Source organism: Blautia luti (assembly GCF_033096465.1).
Taxonomy (GTDB): Bacteria; Bacillota; Clostridia; order Lachnospirales; family Lachnospiraceae; genus Blautia_A; species Blautia_A luti.
This window is the reverse complement of sequence record NZ_AP028156.1, coordinates 2,860,852-2,884,576: the sequence shown is the minus strand read 5'-3', so window position 1 is coordinate 2,884,576 and position 23,725 is coordinate 2,860,852. Positions and strand designations below refer to the sequence as shown.

The 23,725-nt window shown below is 41.6% G+C and carries 15 protein-coding genes and 1 pseudogene; 14 read left to right on the top strand and 2 right to left on the bottom strand.

Features of this window, described 5'->3' with window-relative positions:
- The first annotated feature begins 327 nt into the window (after nt 1-327).
- From R8695_RS13335 to R8695_RS13325, 3 genes are all read left to right on the top strand, one after another.
- Complete coding sequence (locus R8695_RS13335; RefSeq protein ID WP_154780802.1) at nt 328-957, top strand: TetR/AcrR family transcriptional regulator; 630 nt, start codon at nt 328-330, stop codon at nt 955-957.
- A 192-nt stretch (nt 958-1,149) separates the two neighbouring features.
- The gene (locus R8695_RS13330) at nt 1,150-2,904 is read left to right on the top strand and encodes an ABC transporter ATP-binding protein (RefSeq protein ID WP_167829781.1); all 1,755 of its coding nucleotides are present in this window, start codon (nt 1,150-1,152) and stop codon (nt 2,902-2,904) included.
- Nucleotide 2,905: 1 nt separating this feature from the next.
- On the top strand, nt 2,906-4,645 hold the full coding sequence (locus R8695_RS13325; protein WP_154780803.1) for an ABC transporter ATP-binding protein: 1,740 nt from the start codon (nt 2,906-2,908) through the stop codon (nt 4,643-4,645).
- A 203-nt stretch (nt 4,646-4,848) separates the two neighbouring features.
- Here R8695_RS13325 and R8695_RS17745 read toward each other — a convergent pair.
- Nucleotides 4,849-5,418 (bottom strand): annotated as a pseudogene (locus R8695_RS17745) (helix-turn-helix domain-containing protein).
- A 245-nt stretch (nt 5,419-5,663) separates the two neighbouring features.
- On the opposite strand from R8695_RS17745, the gene clpB reads away from it, so the two are divergent.
- The 4 genes from clpB to R8695_RS13300 all read left to right on the top strand — a co-directional run bounded on the left by clpB (nt 5,664) and on the right by R8695_RS13300 (nt 11,312).
- Entirely contained in the window at nt 5,664-8,255 is a 2,592-nt protein-coding gene (gene clpB, locus R8695_RS13315; protein WP_154780804.1) for an ATP-dependent chaperone ClpB, read from the top strand.
- On the top strand, nt 8,256-8,429 hold the full coding sequence (locus tag R8695_RS13310) for a DUF4250 domain-containing protein (RefSeq protein WP_008706656.1): 174 nt from the start codon (nt 8,256-8,258) through the stop codon (nt 8,427-8,429).
- A 426-nt stretch (nt 8,430-8,855) separates the two neighbouring features.
- Entirely contained in the window at nt 8,856-10,295 is a 1,440-nt protein-coding gene (locus R8695_RS13305) for a sodium:proton antiporter (RefSeq protein WP_118509245.1), read from the top strand.
- Nucleotides 10,296-10,310: 15 nt separating this feature from the next.
- Nucleotides 10,311-11,312, top strand: coding sequence for a cytidylate kinase-like family protein (locus tag R8695_RS13300; protein WP_154780805.1), 1,002 nt, complete (start codon nt 10,311-10,313; stop codon nt 11,310-11,312).
- 74 nt (nt 11,313-11,386) lie between these two features.
- Here the strand turns inward: R8695_RS13300 and R8695_RS13295 are convergent, their stop codons facing one another.
- Nucleotides 11,387-12,721, bottom strand: coding sequence for a sodium-dependent transporter (locus R8695_RS13295; protein ID WP_154780806.1), 1,335 nt, complete (start codon nt 12,719-12,721; stop codon nt 11,387-11,389).
- A gap of 167 nt (nt 12,722-12,888) precedes the next feature.
- Here R8695_RS13295 and R8695_RS13290 point away from each other — a divergent pair, with 167 nt between their 5' ends.
- The 7 genes from R8695_RS13290 (at nt 12,889) to R8695_RS13260 (ending at nt 23,538) form a co-directional block, all read left to right on the top strand.
- Nucleotides 12,889-13,773, top strand: coding sequence for a LysR family transcriptional regulator (locus R8695_RS13290; protein ID WP_154780807.1), 885 nt, complete (start codon nt 12,889-12,891; stop codon nt 13,771-13,773).
- A gap of 233 nt (nt 13,774-14,006) precedes the next feature.
- Nucleotides 14,007-14,474 (top strand): MarR family winged helix-turn-helix transcriptional regulator, encoded by a 468-nt coding sequence (locus R8695_RS13285; protein WP_154780808.1) that lies wholly within the window; start codon nt 14,007-14,009, stop codon nt 14,472-14,474.
- 139 nt (nt 14,475-14,613) lie between these two features.
- Nucleotides 14,614-16,776, top strand: coding sequence for an ABC transporter ATP-binding protein (locus R8695_RS13280; protein WP_154780809.1), 2,163 nt, complete (start codon nt 14,614-14,616; stop codon nt 16,774-16,776).
- Complete coding sequence (locus R8695_RS13275) at nt 16,773-18,611, top strand: ABC transporter ATP-binding protein (protein ID WP_118509250.1); 1,839 nt, start codon at nt 16,773-16,775, stop codon at nt 18,609-18,611. Before R8695_RS13280 ends, R8695_RS13275 begins: the two co-directional genes overlap by 4 nt.
- A gap of 316 nt (nt 18,612-18,927) precedes the next feature.
- On the top strand, nt 18,928-20,985 hold the full coding sequence (locus tag R8695_RS13270) for a HelD family protein (protein ID WP_118509251.1): 2,058 nt from the start codon (nt 18,928-18,930) through the stop codon (nt 20,983-20,985).
- A gap of 356 nt (nt 20,986-21,341) precedes the next feature.
- Nucleotides 21,342-22,466, top strand: coding sequence for a hypothetical protein (locus R8695_RS13265; RefSeq protein ID WP_154780810.1), 1,125 nt, complete (start codon nt 21,342-21,344; stop codon nt 22,464-22,466).
- Between the two features lie 262 nt (nt 22,467-22,728).
- Entirely contained in the window at nt 22,729-23,538 is an 810-nt protein-coding gene (locus tag R8695_RS13260; RefSeq protein ID WP_118509348.1) for a class I SAM-dependent DNA methyltransferase, read from the top strand.
- Nucleotides 23,539-23,725: the final 187 nt, after the last annotated feature.

Sequence of the window (23,725 nt, the reverse complement as noted above, 5' to 3'; positions counted from 1 at the left end):
TATTGAATTGCGCTACGGCAGTGATTTGGAGGCACTTGGAAAATATGATGAAGGAGACTATGCATACTGGCTTGGCTCAGGTATTTCAACAGACTATGATCAGACAATGGTTGAGAACTGTATAGAACTTTTCTGCAAAGAAAATCTGTCTGAATAGAACAGACTTGTAAAACTGCAGAAAGCATCTGCGGAGTGGAAACTGAATACACGAGGAAAATAAAAAATTGAAACACCAAGACTTGACAAATTCCTGTAATGAGTTAAAATATAACAGTGCTATATAGCACTGTTATATTTTAGAAAAGAAGTTTAGAGGATACGAAAAGAATGTCGACGAAAGCAGAAGATACACAGAAAAACATATTAGATACAGCCAGAAAACATTTCCTGAAAGATGGTTTGACAGGAGCATCTTTAAGAAATATTGTAAAAGATGCAGGGCTTACTACTGGCGCATTTTACAAATATTATCCAACGAAAGAGGCACTTTTTGATGCACTGACGAATCCTTATATGGAACATATTTATCAGATTTATGACCAGATCGTTGAGGAGTTTGAAAAGCTTTCTGCCAGTGATCAGACAAGGAATATGTCGGATACATCCAGTGATGGGATGGAGCAGATGGTTGATTATATCTATGATCATTATGATAATTTCAGATTATTGTTGAAATGCGGAGACAGTGGAAAATTTGAATTATTCATACACAATATGGTGGAGCGGGAAATGAAGTCCAGCCTGAAATATATGGAAAAAATGAAGGAAGCCGGTGTAAAAATACCGGTTGTAGAGGAAAGCCTTATGCATATGATCTATACGGGATTTTTTTCATCAGTATTTCAGATCATTGAGCATGATATAGACAGGGAGACTGCAAAGAAAAATGTACATCAACTGAAAGAATTTAATACAGGTGGCTGGGAACGATTGTGGAATATTGAATTTCCAGTATAACTGATGCAGGAATTCCGAATAGGTTATGTGTGTTACAGGTTCTGGATTTCTGAATAAAGTTCAGACAGGATAATAATATCAGGTGGTTGATGCCAGTAAACCACCTATTTTATTATATGCTGGTTAGCGAGAACTAACAGAAGGTAAAACAATAAAACGAAACAATAAAACGAACGTAAGGAGTGAACAGATGTGAAAGAAAAAAAGAAGTCGGCAGTCAGCTGGATCCTGACATGGGCCGGACAAAAAAGAATTGCCTATGTATGGAGTGTGTTACTTGCAATAGGAAATGTGATTTTTAAGATTTTGCCGTATTTTATTATTGCAGATGTAGTAAAGCTGTTTTTAAATGGTGAAAAGGAGTTTAAAACATATCTTGCAAAAGCGGTTCTGATCGCATTGTCGTTTATCATTGCAGAATTGCTTCATTCACTCTCGACAGCATTGTCGCATAAAGCGACGTTTGCAGTACTCGCAAATATAAGAAAATCCTGCTGTGACAAACTGGCACGGGTACCTCTTGGTTATGTAAAGGATACATCCTCCGGCACATTTAAGAATATCATGGTGGAAAGAATCGACAGTATCGAGACAACACTGGCGCATATTGTCCCGGAATTCACGTCAAATCTGCTGGCGCCGGTTGTGATTTTAATTTATTTCTTTCTGACAGACTGGAGACTGGCACTCTGGTCTTTGGTTCCAGTTATCGTTGGACTTTTCTCTTATTTTGGAATGATGCTGGATTATAAGCCAAGTTTTGAAAGAACAGTTCAGACAACAAAAGATCTGAATGATGCGGCAGTGGAATATATTGACGGAATTGAAGTAATCAAGGCATTTGGAAAGACAGAAAGTTCTTATGCCAAATTTACAAAGGCGGCTTTTGAATATGCGGATTCCTTTATTTCCTGGATGAAACGGTGCTCGATTTTTCATGGACTGATGATGGTGGTCACACCTTATACGCTTCTTACGGTATTGCCGTTGGGGGCACATTATGTAGCGAATGGAACACTTGCGGTTCCTGATTTTGTCATCTGTATTATTTTATCACTTGGAATCGTTGGACCGTTGATTACAGTGGGATCTTACACAGATGATCTTGGAAAAATTGGAGTAATCGTCGGTGAAGTGGCGGGAATTCTGGAACAGCCGGAGCTTGAACGTCCGGAGAAAAGTGAAAGAGCTCCCAAAGATAATTCCGTTACGCTTGAAAAAGTCAGATTTGGTTATCACGATAAAGAAATCCTGCACGGAGTAACTATGGAGTTGAAAGCAGGAACGGTAAATGCAATCGTAGGACCTTCCGGAAGCGGAAAGTCAACCATTGCAAAGCTGATCGCATCCCTGTGGGATGTGGATTCCGGAAGTATTAAAATCGGTGGAGTTGATGTAAAGAAAATGGCACTTGCAGACTTTAACCGGAAAATTGCATATGTTGCACAGGACAATTATCTGTTTAATGAAACGGTCCGTGAAAATATCCGGCAGGGAAATCCGGATGCTACAGATGAACAGGTTGTTGAGGTGACAAAGAAAAGCGGATGCTATGAATTTATCATGCAGTTGGAGAATGGATTTGATACGGTTGTAGGAGGTGCAGGAGGGCATTTGTCAGGTGGCGAGAGGCAGCGTATCTCCATTGCAAGAGCAATGTTAAAGGATGCTCCGATCGTGCTCCTTGATGAGGCAACTGCCTACACAGATCCGGAAAATGAGGCAATTTTGCAGAATTCTATCGCAAAACTGGTAGCAGGGAAGACCCTGATCGTAATAGCACACAGACTTTCTACTGTTAAGGACAGTGACCAGATCTTTGTTGTAAATGATGGAAATGTAACAGCACATGGCACACATGAGGAACTTCTGGTGTCATGCCCGCTTTATAGGGAAATGTGGAATGCCCATATTTCTGTAAAAGATACTGTGAAGGAGGGAGAATGATATGTTTGGGATTCTGGCAAAATTCTTTCGTTTTTCAGGCAGGGAAAATGGCAATAAATTTAAACTGTCGATAGTGATCGGACTCATAGAGGCTCTTGCCTCAGCAATGAAGATTCCGGCTATTATGTACATACTGATTGGTCTGCTGAGTGGGAAACCGACAGGAAAATATATTGGAGGCTCCGTTGCGATTATGGTTCTTGCAATTGTAGTCGACGTAATCTGCAAGAGATACTCTACAGTGCTTCAGACAGAGGGAGGATATAATGCAAGTGCTTTTATGAGAATCAAGATTGCAGAGCATTTGCGATATTTGCCGATGGGGTATTTTAATTCCAATAGTATCGGGGAAATTTCTTCCATTACAACCAATACAATGGAAATACTTGGCGATGTGGCTGCGAGAGTGGTTATGCTGACAATGCAGGGAATTCTGGAAACATCAATGATCATTCTTATGCTGTTTATTTTTGACTGGAGAATCGGACTGATCGCTGCAGCAGGAGTGCTTATTTTCTTTGGGGTCAATTCCGTGATGCAGAATGCGGGTAAAAAAGATTCAGAGCAAAAAGTGGTATGCGATACAGAGCTTGTAAACCAGATCATGGAGTATCTGCAGGGAATATCAGAAGTAAAATCATACAATCTGCTTGGAAAACAGGCGAAAAGATTAAATGATGCAAATGAAGCATGCGAAAAGATCAATACAAAGATGGAGATGTTGTTTGTTCCCTATCATTTTCTGCAAAGTGTGATAACAAAAATCACAGGTGCTGTGATCGTAGCAGGCAGCGCATATTTTTATATCAATGGAACCATGAGCGCGGTCTATGCGATTGGTATGACAATCTCAGCATTTATGCTTTATTCCAGTCTGGAATGCGCAGGAAATTATTCATCCCTCTTACATGTGGTAAGTGTATGTGTAGATAAAGCAAATGCAATACTGGAGCTGGACACCATGGATATCGACGGCAAAGAGATCCATCCGGAAAATTACGATATCAGACTTTCTAACGTTTCATTTTCCTATGACAAACGGAAGATTATTGATGATGTATCACTTTCTATCCCACAGAAAACGACGACAGCAATTGTTGGACCGTCTGGTGGAGGAAAATCAACACTTTGCAATCTGATTGCCAGATTTTGGGATGTGGATTCCGGGGAAGTGACACTTGGAGATGTGAATGTAAAAGACTACAGCATGAACAGTCTGATGCGTAATTTTTCATTTGTATTTCAGTCGGTGTATTTGTTCGCAGACACCATTGAGAATAATATTAAATTCGGACGTCAGGATGCAAGCCATGAGGAAGTGGTGGAAGCGGCAAAGAAAGCGTGCTGTCACGATTTCATCAGCAAACTTCCAGATGGATACAACACAGTGATCGGAGAAGGCGGAGCCACACTTTCCGGTGGTGAGAAACAGCGTATTTCGATAGCCAGAGCAATCATGAAGGATGCCCCAATCGTTATATTAGATGAGGCAACGGCCAATGTTGATCCGGAGAATGAAAAGGATCTGATGGATGCGGTAGATGCGCTTACAAAGGAAAAAACGATTATTATGATTGCCCACAGATTAAAAACGGTCAGACATGCAGATCAGATTGTGGTTGTTGACAAAGGAAAAATTGTGCAGCAGGGAACACATGGGCAACTAATGAAGCAGGAAGGTATTTATAAGAGATTTGTGGATGCAAGGCAGCAGGCGGTAAGTTGGAAACTGGTGCACTGAGAAATAATCCACAGTTGGTGAATATCCAAATTGAATTGTCTGAAAGAGATTTAATTTAAGTTTCGCTAAGTTTCACTTATATAGGCAGAATGAGGGATATTCAATAAAGTAATATGAAAAAAGCACTGAAAACCGTGGGATTATTGGTTTTACAGTGCTTTTTCTTTTGCCAAAGAGGAAAAATGCAGCGAATTTAAGTTTTGCTAAGTTTCACTGAGTTCTGATTTTGCAGAGCGCCATTGTTTCTTAGGTTCAAACTTTCCACAATCATCACAGGTATACGGCCAGTTGATTTTCCACTCAAAATATTCATCTCTGGTAATCTCACCGGATTTCAGTTCATCCATTCGAACCCCCCATTCTTTCAGAAAATTATTCAGAACCCCATAGTCAAACCACATACAGACAGGTGCATGAGCCGGCCAGCTATCATTGTCATGGTAGTAAACGGAAGTGTCTGCTACTTCATTGCATTTTTCACCGGGAAATTTCCGAGGAAGAAACAGATGCAGGGCTGATGGATTAAATTCATCCAATCAGAAAAGCAGTTCCATCATTTCGGAAGCGCCACGTCTAGAGGTATCATAGAGGGTATAAGGATTAACATCAAGAGGCTTAGCCATTTTATCGACCAGATCTTTTTTGGGAACACGAATCCCTTTTTCATATTGTACAATTCTATGTTGATCGGTCAGTCCGATCTTCTCTGACAGTTCTTTTTGTGTCATTTTCCGGAATGTCCGGATTTTTTTTAGTTTCGGATTAAAATTCATAAAGTCTCCTCTGCATTAGTCCTGATAAACATCCATTGAAGATAGTAAAATCAAGAAACGAATAACTATTTGTCCATGTTATAACACAAATTAGCAGAAAAAAAGGGTGCACAAATTCTTTACAAAAAATTAGCACTCACCTCTTGACAGTGCTAACAACATATGTTATATTACATGCAGAACAAAGAAAACAACATATTTCTCCTGTGGGAGAGATATTTCTCATATAAGAGGAGGGTTAGCCTATGAATATCAGTAAATTTACACAGAAATCCGTACAGGCTGTCCAGGATCTGGAGAAGGTTGCTTATCAGTTTGGCAACCAGGAGATTGAAGAGGAGCATCTTTTATATGCTCTGCTGGAACAGGAAGACAGCCTGATTCTTAAACTGATCGAGAAGATGGAGATAGATAAGGATTATTTCAGAAATTCTCTGAATCAGGCACTGGATGCCAGGGTTAAGGTATCTGGCGGTGAGCTTCATTTCGGACAGTATCTGAACAAGGCTCTGGTCAGTGCAGAGGATGAAGCCAAGGCAATGGGTGATGAATATGTCTCTGTAGAGCATTTATTCCTTGCTTTGTTGAGATATCCAAGTCCAAGCATGAAGAAACTGTTTCAGGAATTTGGCATTACTAAGGAGCGTTTCCTGCAGGCACTTTCTACAGTACGAGGCAATCAGCGTGTAGTCAGTGACAATCCGGAAGCTACTTATGATACTTTGAATAAATATGGCGAGGATTTAGTCGAAAAGGCACGTAACCAGAAGCTGGATCCTGTGATCGGACGTGATGAAGAAATCCGTAATATCATCAGAATCCTTTCTCGTAAGACCAAGAACAATCCGGTGCTCATCGGTGAGCCTGGTGTAGGTAAGACTGCAGCAATCGAGGGTCTTGCACAGCGAATCGTGGCAGAGGATGTGCCGGAAGGTCTGAAGGATAAGAAGATTTTTGCACTGGACATGGGTGCTCTGGTAGCAGGTGCCAAATACAGAGGTGAGTTTGAGGAACGTCTGAAAGCAGTCCTTGAAGAAGTAAAGAAGAGTGAAGGAAACATTATTCTTTTCATTGATGAGTTACATCTGATCGTTGGTGCAGGTAAGACTGACGGAGCCATGGATGCAAGCAATATGCTGAAGCCTATGCTTGCCAGAGGTGAGCTTCACTGTATCGGTGCCACAACTCTGGATGAGTATCGTCAGTATATTGAGAAAGATGCCGCTCTGGAACGTCGTTTCCAGCCTGTTATGGTGGATGAACCTACAGTGGAGGATACCATTTCCATCCTTCGTGGTCTGAAGGAGAGATATGAGGTCTTCCATGGTGTTAAGATCACAGACAGCGCGCTGGTTGCAGCAGCTACACTTTCACATAGATATATCACAGACCGTTTTCTTCCTGATAAGGCCATTGACCTGGTGGATGAGGCCTGTGCCCTGATCAAGACAGAGCTGGATTCCATGCCTTCAGAGCTGGATGAACAGCGCCGTAAGATCATGCAGCTGGAGATTGAGGAATCTGCACTGAAGAAAGAGACAGATAACCTGAGTAAGGAACGTCTGGAAACACTTCAGAAGGAGCTGGCAGAGCTTCGTGATACCTTTAATACCCAGAAAGCACAGTGGGATAATGAGAAGCATTCTGTAGAGAAATTACAGAAGCTTCGTGAGCAGATCGAGGATGTAAATAAGCAGATCCAGAAAGCAAAACAGAACTATGATCTGGAGAAGGCCGCACAGTTACAGTACGGTGAACTTCCGAAATTACAGCAGCAGCTGGAAATCGAAGAGAAGAGCGTTAAAGAGGGCGACAGAAGCCTGGTACATGAGGCAGTTACAGATGATGAGATCGCAAGGATCATTTCCAGATGGACCGGTATTCCTGTAACAAGACTGACAGAAGGCGAGAGAGCTAAACTTCTCACTCTGGAAGATCAGCTTCACAAGAGAGTTGTAGGCCAGGATGAAGGTGTGAAGAGGGTTACAGATGCAATCCTTCGTTCTAAAGCCGGCATCAAGGATCCGACTAAACCAATCGGTTCCTTCCTGTTCCTTGGTCCTACAGGTGTAGGTAAGACAGAGCTTGCCAAAACTCTGGCAGAGAATCTTTTCGATGATGAGCAGAATATGGTCAGAATTGATATGAGTGAGTACATGGAGAAGTATTCTGTATCCAGACTGATCGGAGCGCCTCCGGGATATGTAGGATATGAGGAGGGCGGTCAGCTTACTGAGGCAGTCCGCCGTAAACCATACAGTGTTGTACTTTTTGATGAGATCGAGAAAGCACATCCGGATGTATTTAACGTACTGTTACAGGTACTGGACGATGGTCGTATTACAGACTCTCAGGGACGTACCGTTGACTTTAAGAATACAATTCTGATCATGACTTCCAACATCGGTTCTCCTTATCTGCTGGATGGCATTGATGAGAATGGTGAGATTAAACCTGAGGCTCAGAGTCAGGTTATGGATGACCTGAGAGGTCACTTCCGTCCGGAATTCCTGAACCGTCTTGATGAAATAATTATGTTCAAGCCCTTGACAAAATCTAATATTGGTAAGATAGTAGACTTGATGGTCAGCGAGCTTGATAAACGTCTTGCAGACCAGGAGCTTTCCCTGGAACTGACAGATGCAGCCAAGAATCAGGTCATTGAGAATGGCTATGATCCGGTATATGGTGCACGTCCGCTGAAACGTTATCTGCAGAAATATGTAGAAACTCTTGCAGCGAGAAAGATTCTGTCCGGAGATGTTCACGCAGGTGATACTCTGGTGCTGGATGTTCAGAATGGGGAATTCATTGTTACGGTAAAGGACGGAAACTAAATGATACCCAAAGATCCAATGATTCTGCTGAGTTATGTGAATACTCAGCTCAGGGATTACTATGATTCCCTGGAAGCACTCTGTACATGCAGAGGATTAAAGAAAGACGAACTGGTAGCGAAGATGCACTCTATCGACTATGAGTATGATGAGGCGACCAATCAGTTCATATAAGAAATATGCGAAATGCTCTCTGACAGCGGGAATTGCTGTTGGGGAGCATTTTTCGTATTGCATATAAGAAAGATCCCTGCTTTAATTGCAAAAAAGTGATAAACTGCGGAGCAGTTATTGGGGCATGTGTTTCAAAATCAGTACAATCTTAAAAAATAGATAAGGCAGTACAAAAAAATATCAGTAAAAAAGATTAAATCGTTAAAATATAAACGAAAATAATCAGGGAATATGTAAAAAATGTATAAAAAAACAGGAAATAAAGTATAAATATTCACTATCCACACAATTGATTTTTGTATGCTGTATGATATAATTGCATCTGTAAAAAACAAGCGCATATTAAATAGGAAGAAACACATATATGAAAAAAATCTCCTGAATGATAATCGCGCTGTACGAAAATACAATATGGAGGTGGCAGTTTTGAAAAAGTTGGTGACCGTACTGGGTGCTTTTTTTGCAGTTCTTCTGGCTTGTCCATTGAGTGTATTTGCGGCAGAAGGCAGTAAAGCACCATCTACAGTACCTGTATGGCTTTGCATTCCCTTTGCAGGGCTTTTGTTATGTATTGCAGTGATGCCTCTGGTAAAAGCGGAGTGGTGGGAGTCTCATCAGCCACTGGTTGTTGCCTTATGGATCATTCTGATGGTGGTTCCATTTGCTTTCGTTTATGGAGCCGGAAAGACTACAGAGACAGTTTTGGACTGTATTGTGAATGATTATCTTACATTTATCATTCTGTTATTCGGCCTGTTCTGCGTATCAGGTAATATTACCATGGAGGGTGATTTCGCAGGTTCCCCCCGTGTTAATGTAGGTCTGCTTGCACTGGGAACTCTTCTGGCAAGCTGTATCGGTACCACCGGTGCCAGTATGCTGATGGTACGTCCGGTAATTAAAATGAATTCATGGAGAAAGAGAAAAGGACATATTATGATCTTCTTTATCTTCATGGTTTCCAATATGGGTGGATGTCTTACACCAATCGGAGATCCGCCGCTGTTAATGGGATTTATGCGAGGTGTTCCATTCTTCTGGAGTCTGCATCTGTTCCCTGTACTGATCTTTAATATGGTCATTTTGCTGTTTGTATTTTATCAGATTGATAAACGTTCCTACAGAAAGGATATTGCAAATGGACGTAAACCGGATATCCGTAAACCGGGTACTCAGTTCCGTCTGGATGGACTGCACAATATCATTTTCCTTGTGATGATCGTTGGCGCGGTAATCTTAAGCGGTGTACTTCCGGGAATGTCCGCATTTCAGGATGCCGCAGGCAATGTAAGAGGCATTCATCTTTTTGGAGAAGTAACCCTGACATTCCCGGCACTGATCGAAATTGTGATCATTCTGCTTGCAGCCTTTCTTTCCTTTAAGACAACAGATAAGCAGATCCGTATCAGAAACCATTTTACCTGGGGTGCGATCCAGGAGGTTGCGGTTTTATTCATCGGTATCTTTATCACCATGCAGCCTGCATTGATGCTTCTGAAAGCTGTAGGACCGAATCTGGGAGTTACTGAACCGGCTCAGATGTTCTGGGCAACCGGTGCGCTTTCCAGTTTCTTGGATAATACACCGACGTATCTGGTATTCCTTACAACGGCAGGAACGCTGGCATTTACCAATGGAATCACAACCACACTGGGAACTGTACCGACGAAGGTGCTGTCTGCCATTTCCTGTGGTGCGGTATTTATGGGTGCCAACACTTATATCGGAAATGCCCCGAACTTTATGGTAAAGGCAATCTCTGATGAGAACGGTGTCAAGATGCCATCATTCTTCGGATATATGCTCTGGTCCATCGCATTTCTGGTTCCAGTGTTTATTATCGATATGTTTGTATTCTTTTTATAAGGAGGGAGGATCATTATGCAGGACAATCAGGAAAAATGTAAAGAACTTGCAACACGCATTTATAACCTGGATGAAGAAGTTTACAAATGTGTCGGTTCCTCTCTGGGACGTACATTTACAGGACAAAAAGAAACAACTCTCCGTCATCTGGCAGCACTGATGTATACCAAGCCGGACGGACATCTGCTCAGAAGTGAACTGGCGCTGATCAGTAACATGGCCCGTACCATCAGGGATAAGAGCGAGAGAAGACGTCTTATGATAGAGTATGACAGTATTCTGAAAGAGATTGAAAGTCTTCCGGATACATTTGGACAGACAGATATTGTAGATAAAGAACGTATCAGTCTGAATAATCTGATCGCAAGACGCCAGAATGAGATTTCCGAAAATGATCATCTGATCATCTGTATCAGCCGTACACAGGGAAGTGGCGGTAATGATATCGGATTTGAACTGGCGGATCAGCTTCAGATCAACTATTATGATGCAGAAATCTTTGATCAGGTTATGAAGCGTCTGCAGGCAGATAAAAGTGTAGTTAGTGATACAGGTAATTTTGAGAAATTTGATAAATACAGAAAGAAAAAACATACAGATCTGAAAACCTGGTTCAGGGAATTCAACCGTTATCACGGACTTCCGAAACAGGATGCGGTTTTCTTCAACATGAGTGATCTGATCTGTGAACTGGCAAAAAGTGAAGACTGTGTGATTATGGGGCGCTGTGCAGATATGATTCTGAAGAATAATCACATTCCTCATATCAGCCTGTTTATCAGTGCTCCCTTCCAGGTTCGTGTGCAGCACGTTATGGATATCCGTAATATGAATCTGAAACAGGCAGTACGTTTTCTGAAGCAGATGGATAAGCAGCATAAGAAATATTATGAATTTTATACCGGTGAGAAATGGGGAAAACCGGAGAATTATGATTTGTGCATCAACAGTGCCAACTATGGACTGAAGGATACAATTGAGCTGATCCGGAGAATGCTGGATCAGAAGGTTCACTAAAATTAAAAATGATGGTTGGATAAAAAATAAGCTCTGTGGATAGAAGTTTTGATCCACGGAGCTTATTTTTCTTTTTATTTCCAGTTGAATGTGAACATTCCATAAATATAGATAAAGGCAATTATAATCGGAAGTACAAATCGGAAGAGCGGTTTCATCCAGCTCTGTACCTTTAAACCCTTACCGGTATTGCTCTCTTTGATAAAGTTATCCCATCCCCAGCCGAACTTATTACAGCAGAAGAGTGCAAGGATGAGAGAGCCAAGGGGTAAAATATTGTTGGAAACAATAAAATCCCAGAAATCAAGCCAGGTAGTTCCTTCGGCAAATGGCTGGAAGTGGAAAACGCTGAAACCAAGGGCTGTGGTAAGTGCCAGAAGAAAGACGCCTGTGCCACAGACCACGCTGCCTTTTGGACGGGACCAGCCGGTAAGCTCACGTATCATTGCCAGGATATTCTCGCACACTCCCAGAACTGTTGACATAGCTGCAAATACCATGAACAGGAAGAATAAGGAACCCCAGATGCGACCTCCGGACATGTTGTTAAAAACTGCTGCCATTGTATCAAACAGAAGGCTCGGACCTGCATTTACTTCCAGATCAAAGGTAAAGCATGCAGGGAAAATAATAACTCCTGCCAGAAAAGCAACCAGTGTGTCCAGTGTGATCACATGAATAGCTTCCCCCATCAGAGAATGCTCTTTGCCAATATAGCTGCCAAAGATAGCCATGCCACCCATACCTGTAGATAAAGTAAAGAATGCCTGGTTCATTGCCCCTACGATCACCGAACCATCAATCTTTGAGAAATTCGGTTTCAGATAAAAGGTCATTCCCTCACCTGCGCCTTTCAGAAAAAGACTGTGCACAGCGAGAGCAAGCATCAGTACCAGCAGCGCAGACATCATATATTTTGTCACACGCTCCAGTCCTCCCTGAAGATTGAAGGAAAGGATGAAAAATGCAATGACCACAGTGACCAGTAAGAAGAATACATTCACAGAGGGAGAGGAGATCATGGCTGAAAATCCCAGCGAACCATTTTTACCTCTGAGAAACTGTACAAAATAATAAATGATCCAGCCGCAGACAACAGTGTAAAATGCCATCAGGGCAATGTTGCCAAGCAGACAGAACCAGCCGAAAATCCCCCATTTCTGTCCTGGCTTTTCCAGCTTACGGTACATGAAAAGGGGACTTGTCTGAGCCGCTCTTCCGATGGAAAATTCCAACACAAGAGCCGGGATTCCCAGGATGACCAGACACAGAAGATAGATCAGCATAAAGCTGCCGCCGCCATTTTGCCCGCACATCCACGGGAATTTCCACACATTTCCGCAGCCAATGGCGCAGCCGGCGGAAAGCATAATGAAGCCAAGCCGGCTTCCAAGCTGTTCACGTTTCATAAGATAACGCTCCCTTCAGAAGTTCATATAAGGGATATTATAAGATAAAAAACAATATTTGTAAAATTGATTGTTTTGTTGTATATTATTGAAAATATCGTTTATAAAAAATAACGATTCAATGTTTCAATGGAAAAATACTGGAAAGTTATGGGAAGGAATGAACTATGGATACAAATGTGTTAAAAACTTTTATTGCAGTATGTGAATATTCCGGATTTTCGGCTGCTGCAAAAGAACTGGGATATACGCAGTCTACAGTTTCTTCACAGATTAAACAACTGGAAAAGGAACTTGATGTCAGGCTGTTTGACCGTTATTATCATAAAATCAATCTTACGGAAAAGGGAGTTTTAGTTTTGCAGCAGGCTCGAAATATTCTGAAGGCAGAGGCGAAAATGCTTGATTCGCTGAATTCGGCTGAAAGCATTGAAGGCGAGATCCGGTTGTCTATGTCCAGTTCTGTCTGCAGCAGATATTTTAAAAATGATTTTCTGCGTTTTCATCATCAGTATCCGGAAATAAAAGTGGAGATAACAGAAAACGGTACAGAGCAGATGTTTGATAAATTGCGGAAGAACGAAACAGATCTGGTTTTTACTCTGGACAGGCATATTTATGATTCGGATTTTATTATTTGTGCGGAACAGGAAGAACAGGTACATTTTATTGCAGCGGCTGATAATCCTGTTGCAGGCTGTTCGTGGAAATTAAGTGAAATTTCTCAGAATGAGTTTGTGTTAACAGAACAAGCCATGAGCTACAGAAAAATACTGAATGAAACCCTTGCGTCCCAATCACTGGAAATCCGTCCGGTTCTTGAAATCGGAAATCCGCTTCAGATATGTGAACTGGTAAAAAACAGCAGCCTGCTTTCCTTTCTTCCGGATTTTATTTCGGAGAAATATGTGAGAGACGGACAGATTAAAAGACTGGATGTTGCCGGCTGCCCGGTAACTGTATGGACACAGTTGCTGCTCCACAAAAATAAATGGCGGTCTCCGGCAATTAATGTGTTTATAGAATTTTATAAAGAAGTCATGCAGAGATAGAGCTTGAAGAATATTGGAAATTTTATTCGACCTGAGATGAAAAATATTAGCCGGGCAAAACAAAATTGAATATTTACAAATTGGAAATATCAAAGCTAAATCTAAAATAATTATAAACTGCACAAAAAACACTTGCATTTTTTGTCTAAAAGTATATTATATATGATTAGTCAGGCTAATTAAAAAATAATATCAGACCTGAAAGAGGACAGAGGCCGGAAAGGAGTGAAGTTATGTGGTGCCCGGAAGAGGAGAAGAAAGAGAAACGAGAAGAGAAAAGCATGCCTGCGCTCTTTATGGAGATCAACCGCCAATATGGTATGAGATGTATGCAGCGTATACGGGAAATCGGTATCCAGCAGGGACAGATGCCGATCATTATGATCGTATACAGACATAACGGCTGCAGCCAGAAGGAGATTGCAGAGTGGATGTGTGTAACACCGCCCACTGTTAATGTAAGTATCCAGCGTCTTGAGAAAGCAGATATTGTCTGCAGGAGACGTGATGATAAAGATCAACGCATTATGCGTGTATATCTGACAGAAAACGGAAGAAAAATCGTGGAGGAGCTCCAGCAGGAAAGCAAAGCTGTGGAAAAAGTGATGTTCAGCAATTTCAGCGAAGCAGAGCTATGTCTTTTACGAAGGTTTTTTGGGCAGATTCTGGATAATATTTCGGAGATACCTGTCAACAGGTAGAAACTGAAAAATACATGATGGAGCAGATTGAGAAAACTGTATCAGCATGTTCAGATAAAAAATAATATTGTCTGCAAAAGAACTGACATGTGAGTTTAAACAGACATACATTAAAAATAGGAAAAGAGGGAATCAAGCAATGATTAAACTGATGAAATATCTGAAGAAATCAGCGGGATACATTGTCCTGATCATAGCACTTCTGTTTCTGCAGGCGTACTGTGATCTTTCCCTGCCGGATTATACCTCCAAGATCATTAATGTAGGTATCCAGCAGAAAGGTATTGAAGACAGTGTGCCGGATAAGCTTCGGGATTCAACCTTGCAGAATCTTCAGATTTTTATGGATGAGGATCAGAAAAAGGAAGTTTCACAGAATTATACACAGGAAGAAGATACCTGGGTATTAAACGATGATATTTCCAAAGAAACCAGAGAGAATTTAAATGAGGATTTCTCAAAGGCGATGATGATGGTAGCTGCCTTTTCCGAAGACAGTGAGCAGGGGCAGGCAATGGTTGCACAGATGGGCCTTCCGGAGGGAACAGACCCGTTGACAGCACTGGCACAGATGCCGGAAGAAGCAGTACAGCAGATTATGAGTCAGGTGGATGAGAAGCTGAAAGATATGCCGGAGTCTATTGTGACACAGGCTGGTGTTTCCTTTGTTGCTTCAGAATATGAAGCACTGGGGAAAGATGTGGATGCCATTCAGATGCATTACATCCTGATGTCAGGTATCAGAATGCTTGCCATGGCACTGGTGATCATGCTGGCAGCAATCAGCGTCACATTTATTTCGGCCAGAGTGGCAGGCAGACTTGGTCATGACCTGAGAAACAGCATTTACCGCAAGGTTATGAGCTTCTCCAGCAGAGAATATCATAAATTCTCCACAGCATCCCTGATCACACGAAGTACTAATGATGTGCAGCAGGTACAGCAGGTTATGGCAATGATGTTCCGTATTGTTCTGTACGCGCCGATCCTTGGTATTGGTGGAGTGATCAAGGTATTAAACACAGATTCTTCCATGACATGGATCCTTGGTGTGGCAGTTGGTCTGATACTGATTGTGATCTTTGTGCTGTTCCAGGTGGCAATGCCAAAATTCACTATCTTACAGACTCTGATCGACAGACTGAATCTGGTATCCCGTGAGATCCTGACAGGTATTCCTGTTATCCGCGCATTCAGCCGTGAGAAGCATGAGGAAGAGCGTTTTGAGAAAGCAAATCTGGATCTGACAAAAACCAACCTGTTTGTCAACAGATGTATGACTTTTATGATGCCCATTATGATGCTGATCATGAATGGTGTATCTGTACTTATTATTTACAGTGGTTCCCATGCAGTAGACAACGGAACCATGCAGGTTGGTAATGTTATGGCATTTATCCAGTATGCAATGCAGATCATCATGTCCTTCCTGATGATCACTGCAATGTCCATTATGCTCCCGAGAGCAAATGTTGCAGCACTTCGTATTGATGAGGTTCTGAAAACAGAGGTTTCTATTCAGGATCCGGAAACTCCGGTACATCCGTCAGAAAATGTGAAAGGTGAGATTGAATTTGACCATGTATCCTTCGCTTACCCGGAAGCAGGTGAGAATGTACTGACAGACATTTCCTTTAAAGCAAAGAAAGGTCAGACAATCGCAGTGATCGGAAGTACTGGAAGCGGTAAGAGTACCCTGATCAATCTGATCCCAAGATACTATGATGTGACAAAGGGTTCTGTTAAAGTGGATGGTGTAGATGTCCGTGACATGACTCAGAAAGAGCTTCGTGATAAGCTGGGATATGTGCCGCAGAAGGGTGTACTTTTCTCAGGTACCATTGATTCAAACATCCGCTATGGTAAGCCGGAGATCACTGATGCACAGGTAAAGGAAGCCGCAGAGGTTGCACAGGCTACAGAATTTATTGATACCAAACCGAAGAAATATGAATCCCCTGTATCACAGGGAGGTACCAATGTTTCGGGCGGACAGAAACAGCGTCTGTCCATTGCCAGAGCCATTGCAAAGGATCCGGAAATCTTTATCTTTGATGACAGCTTCTCTGCCCTTGACTTTAAGACTGACAGTCAGTTGAGAAAGGCATTGAAGGAGTACACCAAGGACGCAACTACCGTAATCGTTGCCCAGAGGATCAGTACCATCCTTGGTGCAGATCAGATCATTGTACTGGACGACGGACATATGGCAGGTATTGGAACTCATAAGGAACTGATGGCAAATTGTGAGGTATATCAGCAGATTGCAAGATCTCAGTTATCAGAGGAGGAACTGGCATGAGCGAACAGAGAAGAAGAGGTCCTATGGGAGGACATGGACGTATGATGTCCGGCGAAAAGGCAAAAGACTTCAAGGGCTCCATGGCTAAGCTTTTCCGTTATATGGGACGATATAAATTCCGCTTTATACTGATGTTTATCTTTGCAGTAGCGGGAACTGTGTTTAGTATTGTAGGGCCTAAGATTTTAGGTAAGGCGACCACAGAGCTGTTTAACGGCCTGGTTGCCAAGGTAAACGGAACCGGTGAAATTGACTTCGGAAAGATCGGGATGATCCTGTTATGGACACTTGGATTATATGTGTTAAGTGCATGCTTTTCCTTTGTACAGGGATTTGTAATGTCCGGGATCTCCAATGATGTTACCTATAATCTGAGAAAAGATATTTCAAAGAAAATCAACAGACTGCCTCTGAATTATTATGAGAGCAGAACAAACGGAGAGATCCTCTCCCGTATCACCAATGATGTGGACACTCTGCAGATGAGTCTGAACCAGAGTCTGACGCAGCTGATCACATCAGTGACAACTCTGATCGGTGTATTTATTATGATGCTTTCCATTAACGTGTGGATGACTTTGGCAGCACTTCTGATCCTGCCGGTTTCCATGTTCATCATCCAGACTGTCATGAAGCATTCCCAGAAATACTTCCAGGATCAGCAGAGCTATCTGGGTAAAGTAAACGGTCAGATCGAAGAAAACTTCGGTGGTCATAATGTGGTCCGGGTTTTCAACAAAGAGAATGATGTAGTAGAAGAATTTGAGAAAGACAATCAGAAGCTTTATGAATCTGCATGGAAATCTCAGTTCTTCTCAGGAATGATGATGCCGATCATGCAGTTTGTAGGTAACCTTGGATATGTAATGGTAGCTCTCTTAGGCGGCGTGTTTGTAATCAAAAAAAGTATTGAAGTCGGTGATATCCAGTCCTTCTTCCAGTACATCCGTAACTTTACACAGCCAATCCAGCAGATCGCACAGGTTACAAACCTGTTACAGTCCTCAGCAGCAGCTTCCGAACGAGTATTTGAATTCCTGGAGGAGCCGGAAGAGAGCCAGAATGAAAAGAATCCTGTAGATATTAATACTCTTACAGGAGATGTACAGTTTGAACATGTAAAATTCGGTTACAATCCGGATAAGATCATTATCAATGACTTCTCAGCAGATGTGAAGGATGGCCAGAAGATTGCCATTGTAGGTCCCACAGGTGCAGGAAAGACAACTATGGTGAAACTGCTTATGAGATTCTATGATCTCAATGGCGGAAGTATTAAGGTAGATGGTTACGACATCAAAGACTTTAACAGAAGCAGTCTGAGAGAGATGTTTGGAATGGTGCTTCAGGATACCTGGCTGTTCTCAGGAACCATTATGGAAAATATCCGTTACGGACGTCTGGATGCTACAGATGAAGAGGTGATCGCAGCAGCAAAAGCAGCCCATGTGCACAACTTTATCATGCAGCAGCCGGGCGGCTATGACATGGTTCTGGATGAAGAAACCAGTAATATTTCCCAGGGACAGAAACAGCTTCTCACTATTGCCAGGGCAATCCTTGCCAATAATAAGATCCTGATCCTGGATGAGGCAACCTCCTCTGTAGATACCAGAACCGAAGTGCGTATCCAGAAAGCCATGGACAATCTGATGAAGGGCAGAACAAGCTTTGTAATTGCACACAGACTTTCTACCATCAAGGATGCAGATCTGATCCTGGTTATGAAAGACGGTGACATTATCGAGCAGGGAAATCATAAGGAACTGCTTGCGAAGAAAGGCTTTTATGCTGATCTGTATAACAGCCAGTTTGAGAATAAGGCGAGTGCATAATATTTAACCAAATCAAGTAAAGCCCTTGCTTAAACTGCGAAAAACAATAAGCAGTGGGTAGGGACTATAATATAATGAAATCCTCCGACAGTATTGATTGCTCAAAAAACTGTTCGGGGGATTTTTCACGTTTTCTATCTTTTCTGTCAGGTTCTGATATGTTATAATAAGAAACTATCTTATGTAAAAATGATAATTTTCATCATAAAAAATAAGTGAAACGATAATAATAATTGAAGAATATCAGTACCTGTTCAGTCGATGATTATTCAAAGAAGTATTGAACGGTTACAGAATATCAAAGGATACGAACGATATGACAGATAAGAAAAACGGCAGAGAATATCTCAATTATGTATTGGAAAAATTAAAAGAACGCATCGCAGAAATCAGTCTTTCTCTGGTAGAAGGCCAGAAAGAAGTCGAGGGAATGCATGAGTATTACTGGGAAAACTATACAGAGATGGATCAGTATGGTTATGAGAATTATGATAACCAGCAGGCATTATTCCGTCAGATTTCTGCAAATGAAGAACAGCTGATCCTGAAGCAGAGATTTCGCAGAATGGTAAACTCTCCGTTCTTTGGAAGAGTAGACTTCATTTATGAGGGCGAAGAGGAGCCTGAGATTTTTTATATTGGAATTGGAAACTTTGCAGAGAAAGCCGGACACATTCCGCTGGTATATGACTGGCGTGCTCCGGTAAGTGGTTTGTTCTATGATTATGATAAAGGACCGGCTTCCTATGAAGCACCGGTGGGTGAGATTCACGGCGAAGTTGCTTCCAAATGGCAGTACAAGATCCGCAATGGAAAAATGGTCTATGAATTTGAGAGTGATGTAAAGATTGATGACGAAATCCTGAAAGCAGAGCTTGGCAGCAATGGAGAAGTTCAGCTTAAGAACATCATCCGCACCATCCAGAAAGAGCAGAATGCGATCATCCGAAATACCAAAGACAGGATCATGGTGATTCAGGGTGCAGCAGGAAGCGGAAAGACTTCCGTAGCACTTCACAGAATCGCTTATCTTCTTTACCATGACAGACAGAATTTGAAATCTTCAAATATTCTGATCCTGTCACCAAACGGCGTATTTTCCGATTATATTTCCCATATTCTGCCGGAGCTGGGAGAAGAAAATATCAAGGAAATGAGTTTCGATCTTTTTGCCTATAAGCAGCTTCGAGATACTGTTTCTGACTGCGAGGACCGTTATGATGAGATTGAACGCAGAATTCGTTTTCCGCAAAAAGCTTCTCTTGCAGAGGAGAAGCAGTCCATGGAATTTATTAATCTTATGGAACGCTATATTGCGGAACTGGAAGACCGCCTGATGAATTTCAAAGATGTGGAATATAAGGGATTTGTGAAGACAGAATCTGAGATTATTGAACTGTTCTATTTCAAATTTCAGGATTTCCCGCTGCTATCCAGAATGGATGCGGTTGCGGATTATTTCATTGATGAGGTAGAGACTCTGCGAGACCGTGATCTGGCAGATGATGAGAAAGATCTGATCCGTGAGAAATTCATGAAGCTGTATGTGACCAGAGATTTCTACGTGATCTACAGCCAGTTCCTGAAAGAGAACGGATACAAAGGACTTCCACGTGTTTCTTATGAGAAAAGAAAGCTGAAATATGAGGATGTTTATCCTGTCCTTTATCTGAAATATCGTCTCCAGAGCCAGCAGGGAAGAAGCAATATCAAGCATCTGGTAGTGGATGAGATGCAGGATTATTCCAGACTTCAGTATGAGATCATTCAGAGGATTTTTTCCTGTCGAATGACAATCCTGGGTGACCGGGCACAGACGATGGATGATAAACAGCAGGATGTGCTGACGTTTCTGCCGAAGATTTTCGGACGGGATATTCATAAGATCATTATGAACAAGAGTTACCGCAATACCATAGAGATTGCATCTTATGCAAACAAACTTGCAGGGATTAAAGATATGGAACTCTTTGAACGCCATGGAGCACCGGTGGAAGAGAAAATATTTGCGGATGTAGAGAAAGCGGCACAGGAGATTGCAGAGGTGCTGAAACTTGGGGAAGAGGAATATGAGACTGCTGCAGTTGTTCTTCGTACAGAGAAAGAAGCAGAGAAAATGTGGCTTATTCTGAAAGAACTTCTTGGAGAGAAAGGCTTTGATGTAAAAGAATGCCTGTCTTATTTGGACAGAAACAGCACAAACTTTAAGAAAGGTCTGACAGTTACTACATTCTATCTGGCAAAAGGTCTGGAATTTGACCAGGTATTTGCAACATTTCCGCAGGAAGACCAGAGTCCGCTGACACGGCAGGCCAGATATATTGCGGCAACCAGAGCGCTTCATGAACTGCACATGTATGAAATACAAAAATAAAAATATTACAGAAATATTACAATGCTCAAACAGGGAAATAAATGATGGTAATTCCTGATTTACAAAATCAAAAAAATATCTGCTATAGTAGTACAAGGTAATGAGGTACCAGTTTTGTGGTTGTTTTTTGAAAAAATAATCAGTAAAACTGTATAGTTTTAAATATCAGGTTTATAATAATTTCACAGGAATTTCATATTAAGGGAAAGAAATCCTGTTGACACGCATGTAATAAAATTGTAAAATATAGTTGCTGTTTAGAGTTATAAAGGCAGAGTATATGTTTTTTTTCTGTTAGGGACAGCATGTGATGATGATACAAAAGAAACTGATATATCTATTCTAAGGAGGATATTATGAAAAATAAAAAAGTACTTATGTTACTGGCTGTAACAGTTGCGTTATCCAGTGCCATGACTGCCTGCAATTTCGGGGGCGGTAAGAAGGATGATACCAGTGTAGTTCAGGTAACTCCTACACCGGAACCAACAAAGGCACCGAAGGCTACACCAACTCAGGCACCGGCAGATGCACAGAATACAACTTATACATCCAAGAATAAAACAGTATCGATTAAGCTTCCGGATGCAACCTGGTCAAATAAATCAGATTCTGATGATATGGTAAGTTTCGAATCTCCGAAACAGGGCAAACTTCTGATCCTTCATGGTTCAGGTGATGAGGCAATGTCCGTTGCTATTATCCCTAGTTCTCAGGATACAGCTACAGCTCTGGTGAAGGCAGATAATCTTGTAGAAGGAACTGACTTCGAGATTCAGGACTATAAAGCAGAAGAAGTGGGTGGAGCGAATGTTTACAGCTACACAGTACACTATCTTAATGACAAGAGTGAATATGCATATGTAGTAAACAAATATATTACAGATAATACATCTGAATTCTACAGTGTCGCAGGATCTGCGCTCACAGAGGATTCTCTTTCAAAGATTAAAACATCTGTGGATTCCTTCCAGATTTCCGGAGATTCTGCATTGAAGGCTGCTACACCGGGTACTACATCCAGCACGGCAGGAACCACTGCTGCAGATAATTCAGGCACATCAGCAGATGGAACTTCAACTGATGGTACAACTACAGATGGAACTTCAACAGATAGTTCTTCTTCTGATAGTTCTTACAGTGCCAGCTCCGACAGTGATACTTCTTCTGACTACAGCTATGACAGCAGCAGTGACGGATCTTATGATTATGATGACGGATCTTCCAATGGATACTATGCAGATGGAACTCCGGTAGGAACTGATGATCCTGACTATGATACAGACCAGACAAGAACTATTTACAGAAACTCTGACGGACAGCCGCTTGTAATTTATCCAAACGGTGACGGAACATGGTGTGATGATGATGGTAATACTTATGATTTCGCTAATGGCGAGGATGTTTACGATGAGAATGGAGTAGACTATTACTATCATGGTGAACCGGCATATGTAAGATACATGCCTAAGAATCAGTAAGAGTCAAGCAGATAAAAGCATCCGCTTTGGTCCTTGCTCATTTGATGAAAATCAGATATAAAATGAAATAGTGAGTCATCGGACATGTAGTGAACGGTGACAATGAAGACGGCTGCTAGAATGGCAGCCGTCTTTTGCAGTTTACACGCTGATAAGGTTTATGGTACAATATACGTTGATTTGCAAGATAACAGTAAAGAAAAATGAAGAATATAACTGGTCTGAAAACAGCAGTTATTATGGAAATCATGAGGAACAGAGAATGGAATCATATGGAAAATTTGCCAGTGTTTATGATATGTTTCAGGATAATGTGAATTATCGTGAATGGACAGAATATATTGTGGAGACATTGGCACAGGACGAAATTAAAGACGGCCTGGTGCTGGAACTTGGGTGCGGTACGGGAACTGTAACCGAGATGCTTGCAGAGGCAGGATATGATATGATCGGAATTGATAATTCTGAGGAAATGCTTGCAGAGGCGATGGAGAAGAGAGTAGAATCCGGACATAATATTCTGTACCTTTTACAGGATATGCAGGACTTTGAACTTTATGGTACAGTCCGTGCAGTGATCAGTGTCTGTGACAGTATGAATTATCTGACAGATGAAGAAGATCTGGAGTATGTTTTTGCACTGGTAAATAATTATCTTGATCCGGGTGGACTTTTTGTTTTTGATATGAACACAATTCATAAATACCGTGATGTGATCGGAGATACGACTATTGCAGAAGACAGAGAAGACGGAAGCTTCATCTGGGAGAACAGCTATGATCAGGAGAAGAACCTGAATGTGTATGAACTGGCGCTTTTTCTTCCGAGAGAAGATGGGCTGTATGAGAAATGCGAAGAAGAGCATGTGCAGCGTGCTTATTCCATCGAGACGATCAAGAGGATGATCGAAAAAGCAGGGATGGAGCTGGTTGCAGTGTATGATGCATATACACGTAATCCGGGAGATGAGAACTGCGAGCGTCTGACCTTTATTGCGAGAGAGCATGGAAAAAGTGCAGAGAATGAGTATCATGGCAGAATTCCGGAGAGAGCTGGACATACAGAAGAATAAGAAAATCGTATATCTGCCAGATAAAGCGGACAGAATCAGAGTCCTGGATTTACCAGGGGATAGAATTTTTTTGAAATTAAATAGGTTCTTTGACTTAATTAAATCAGGCAAGGTTTTAATTTCAATTGCAATAAGCAGTAAATGAGAACTATTAAAATAGAAATAATAATATTAGAGATACAACAGG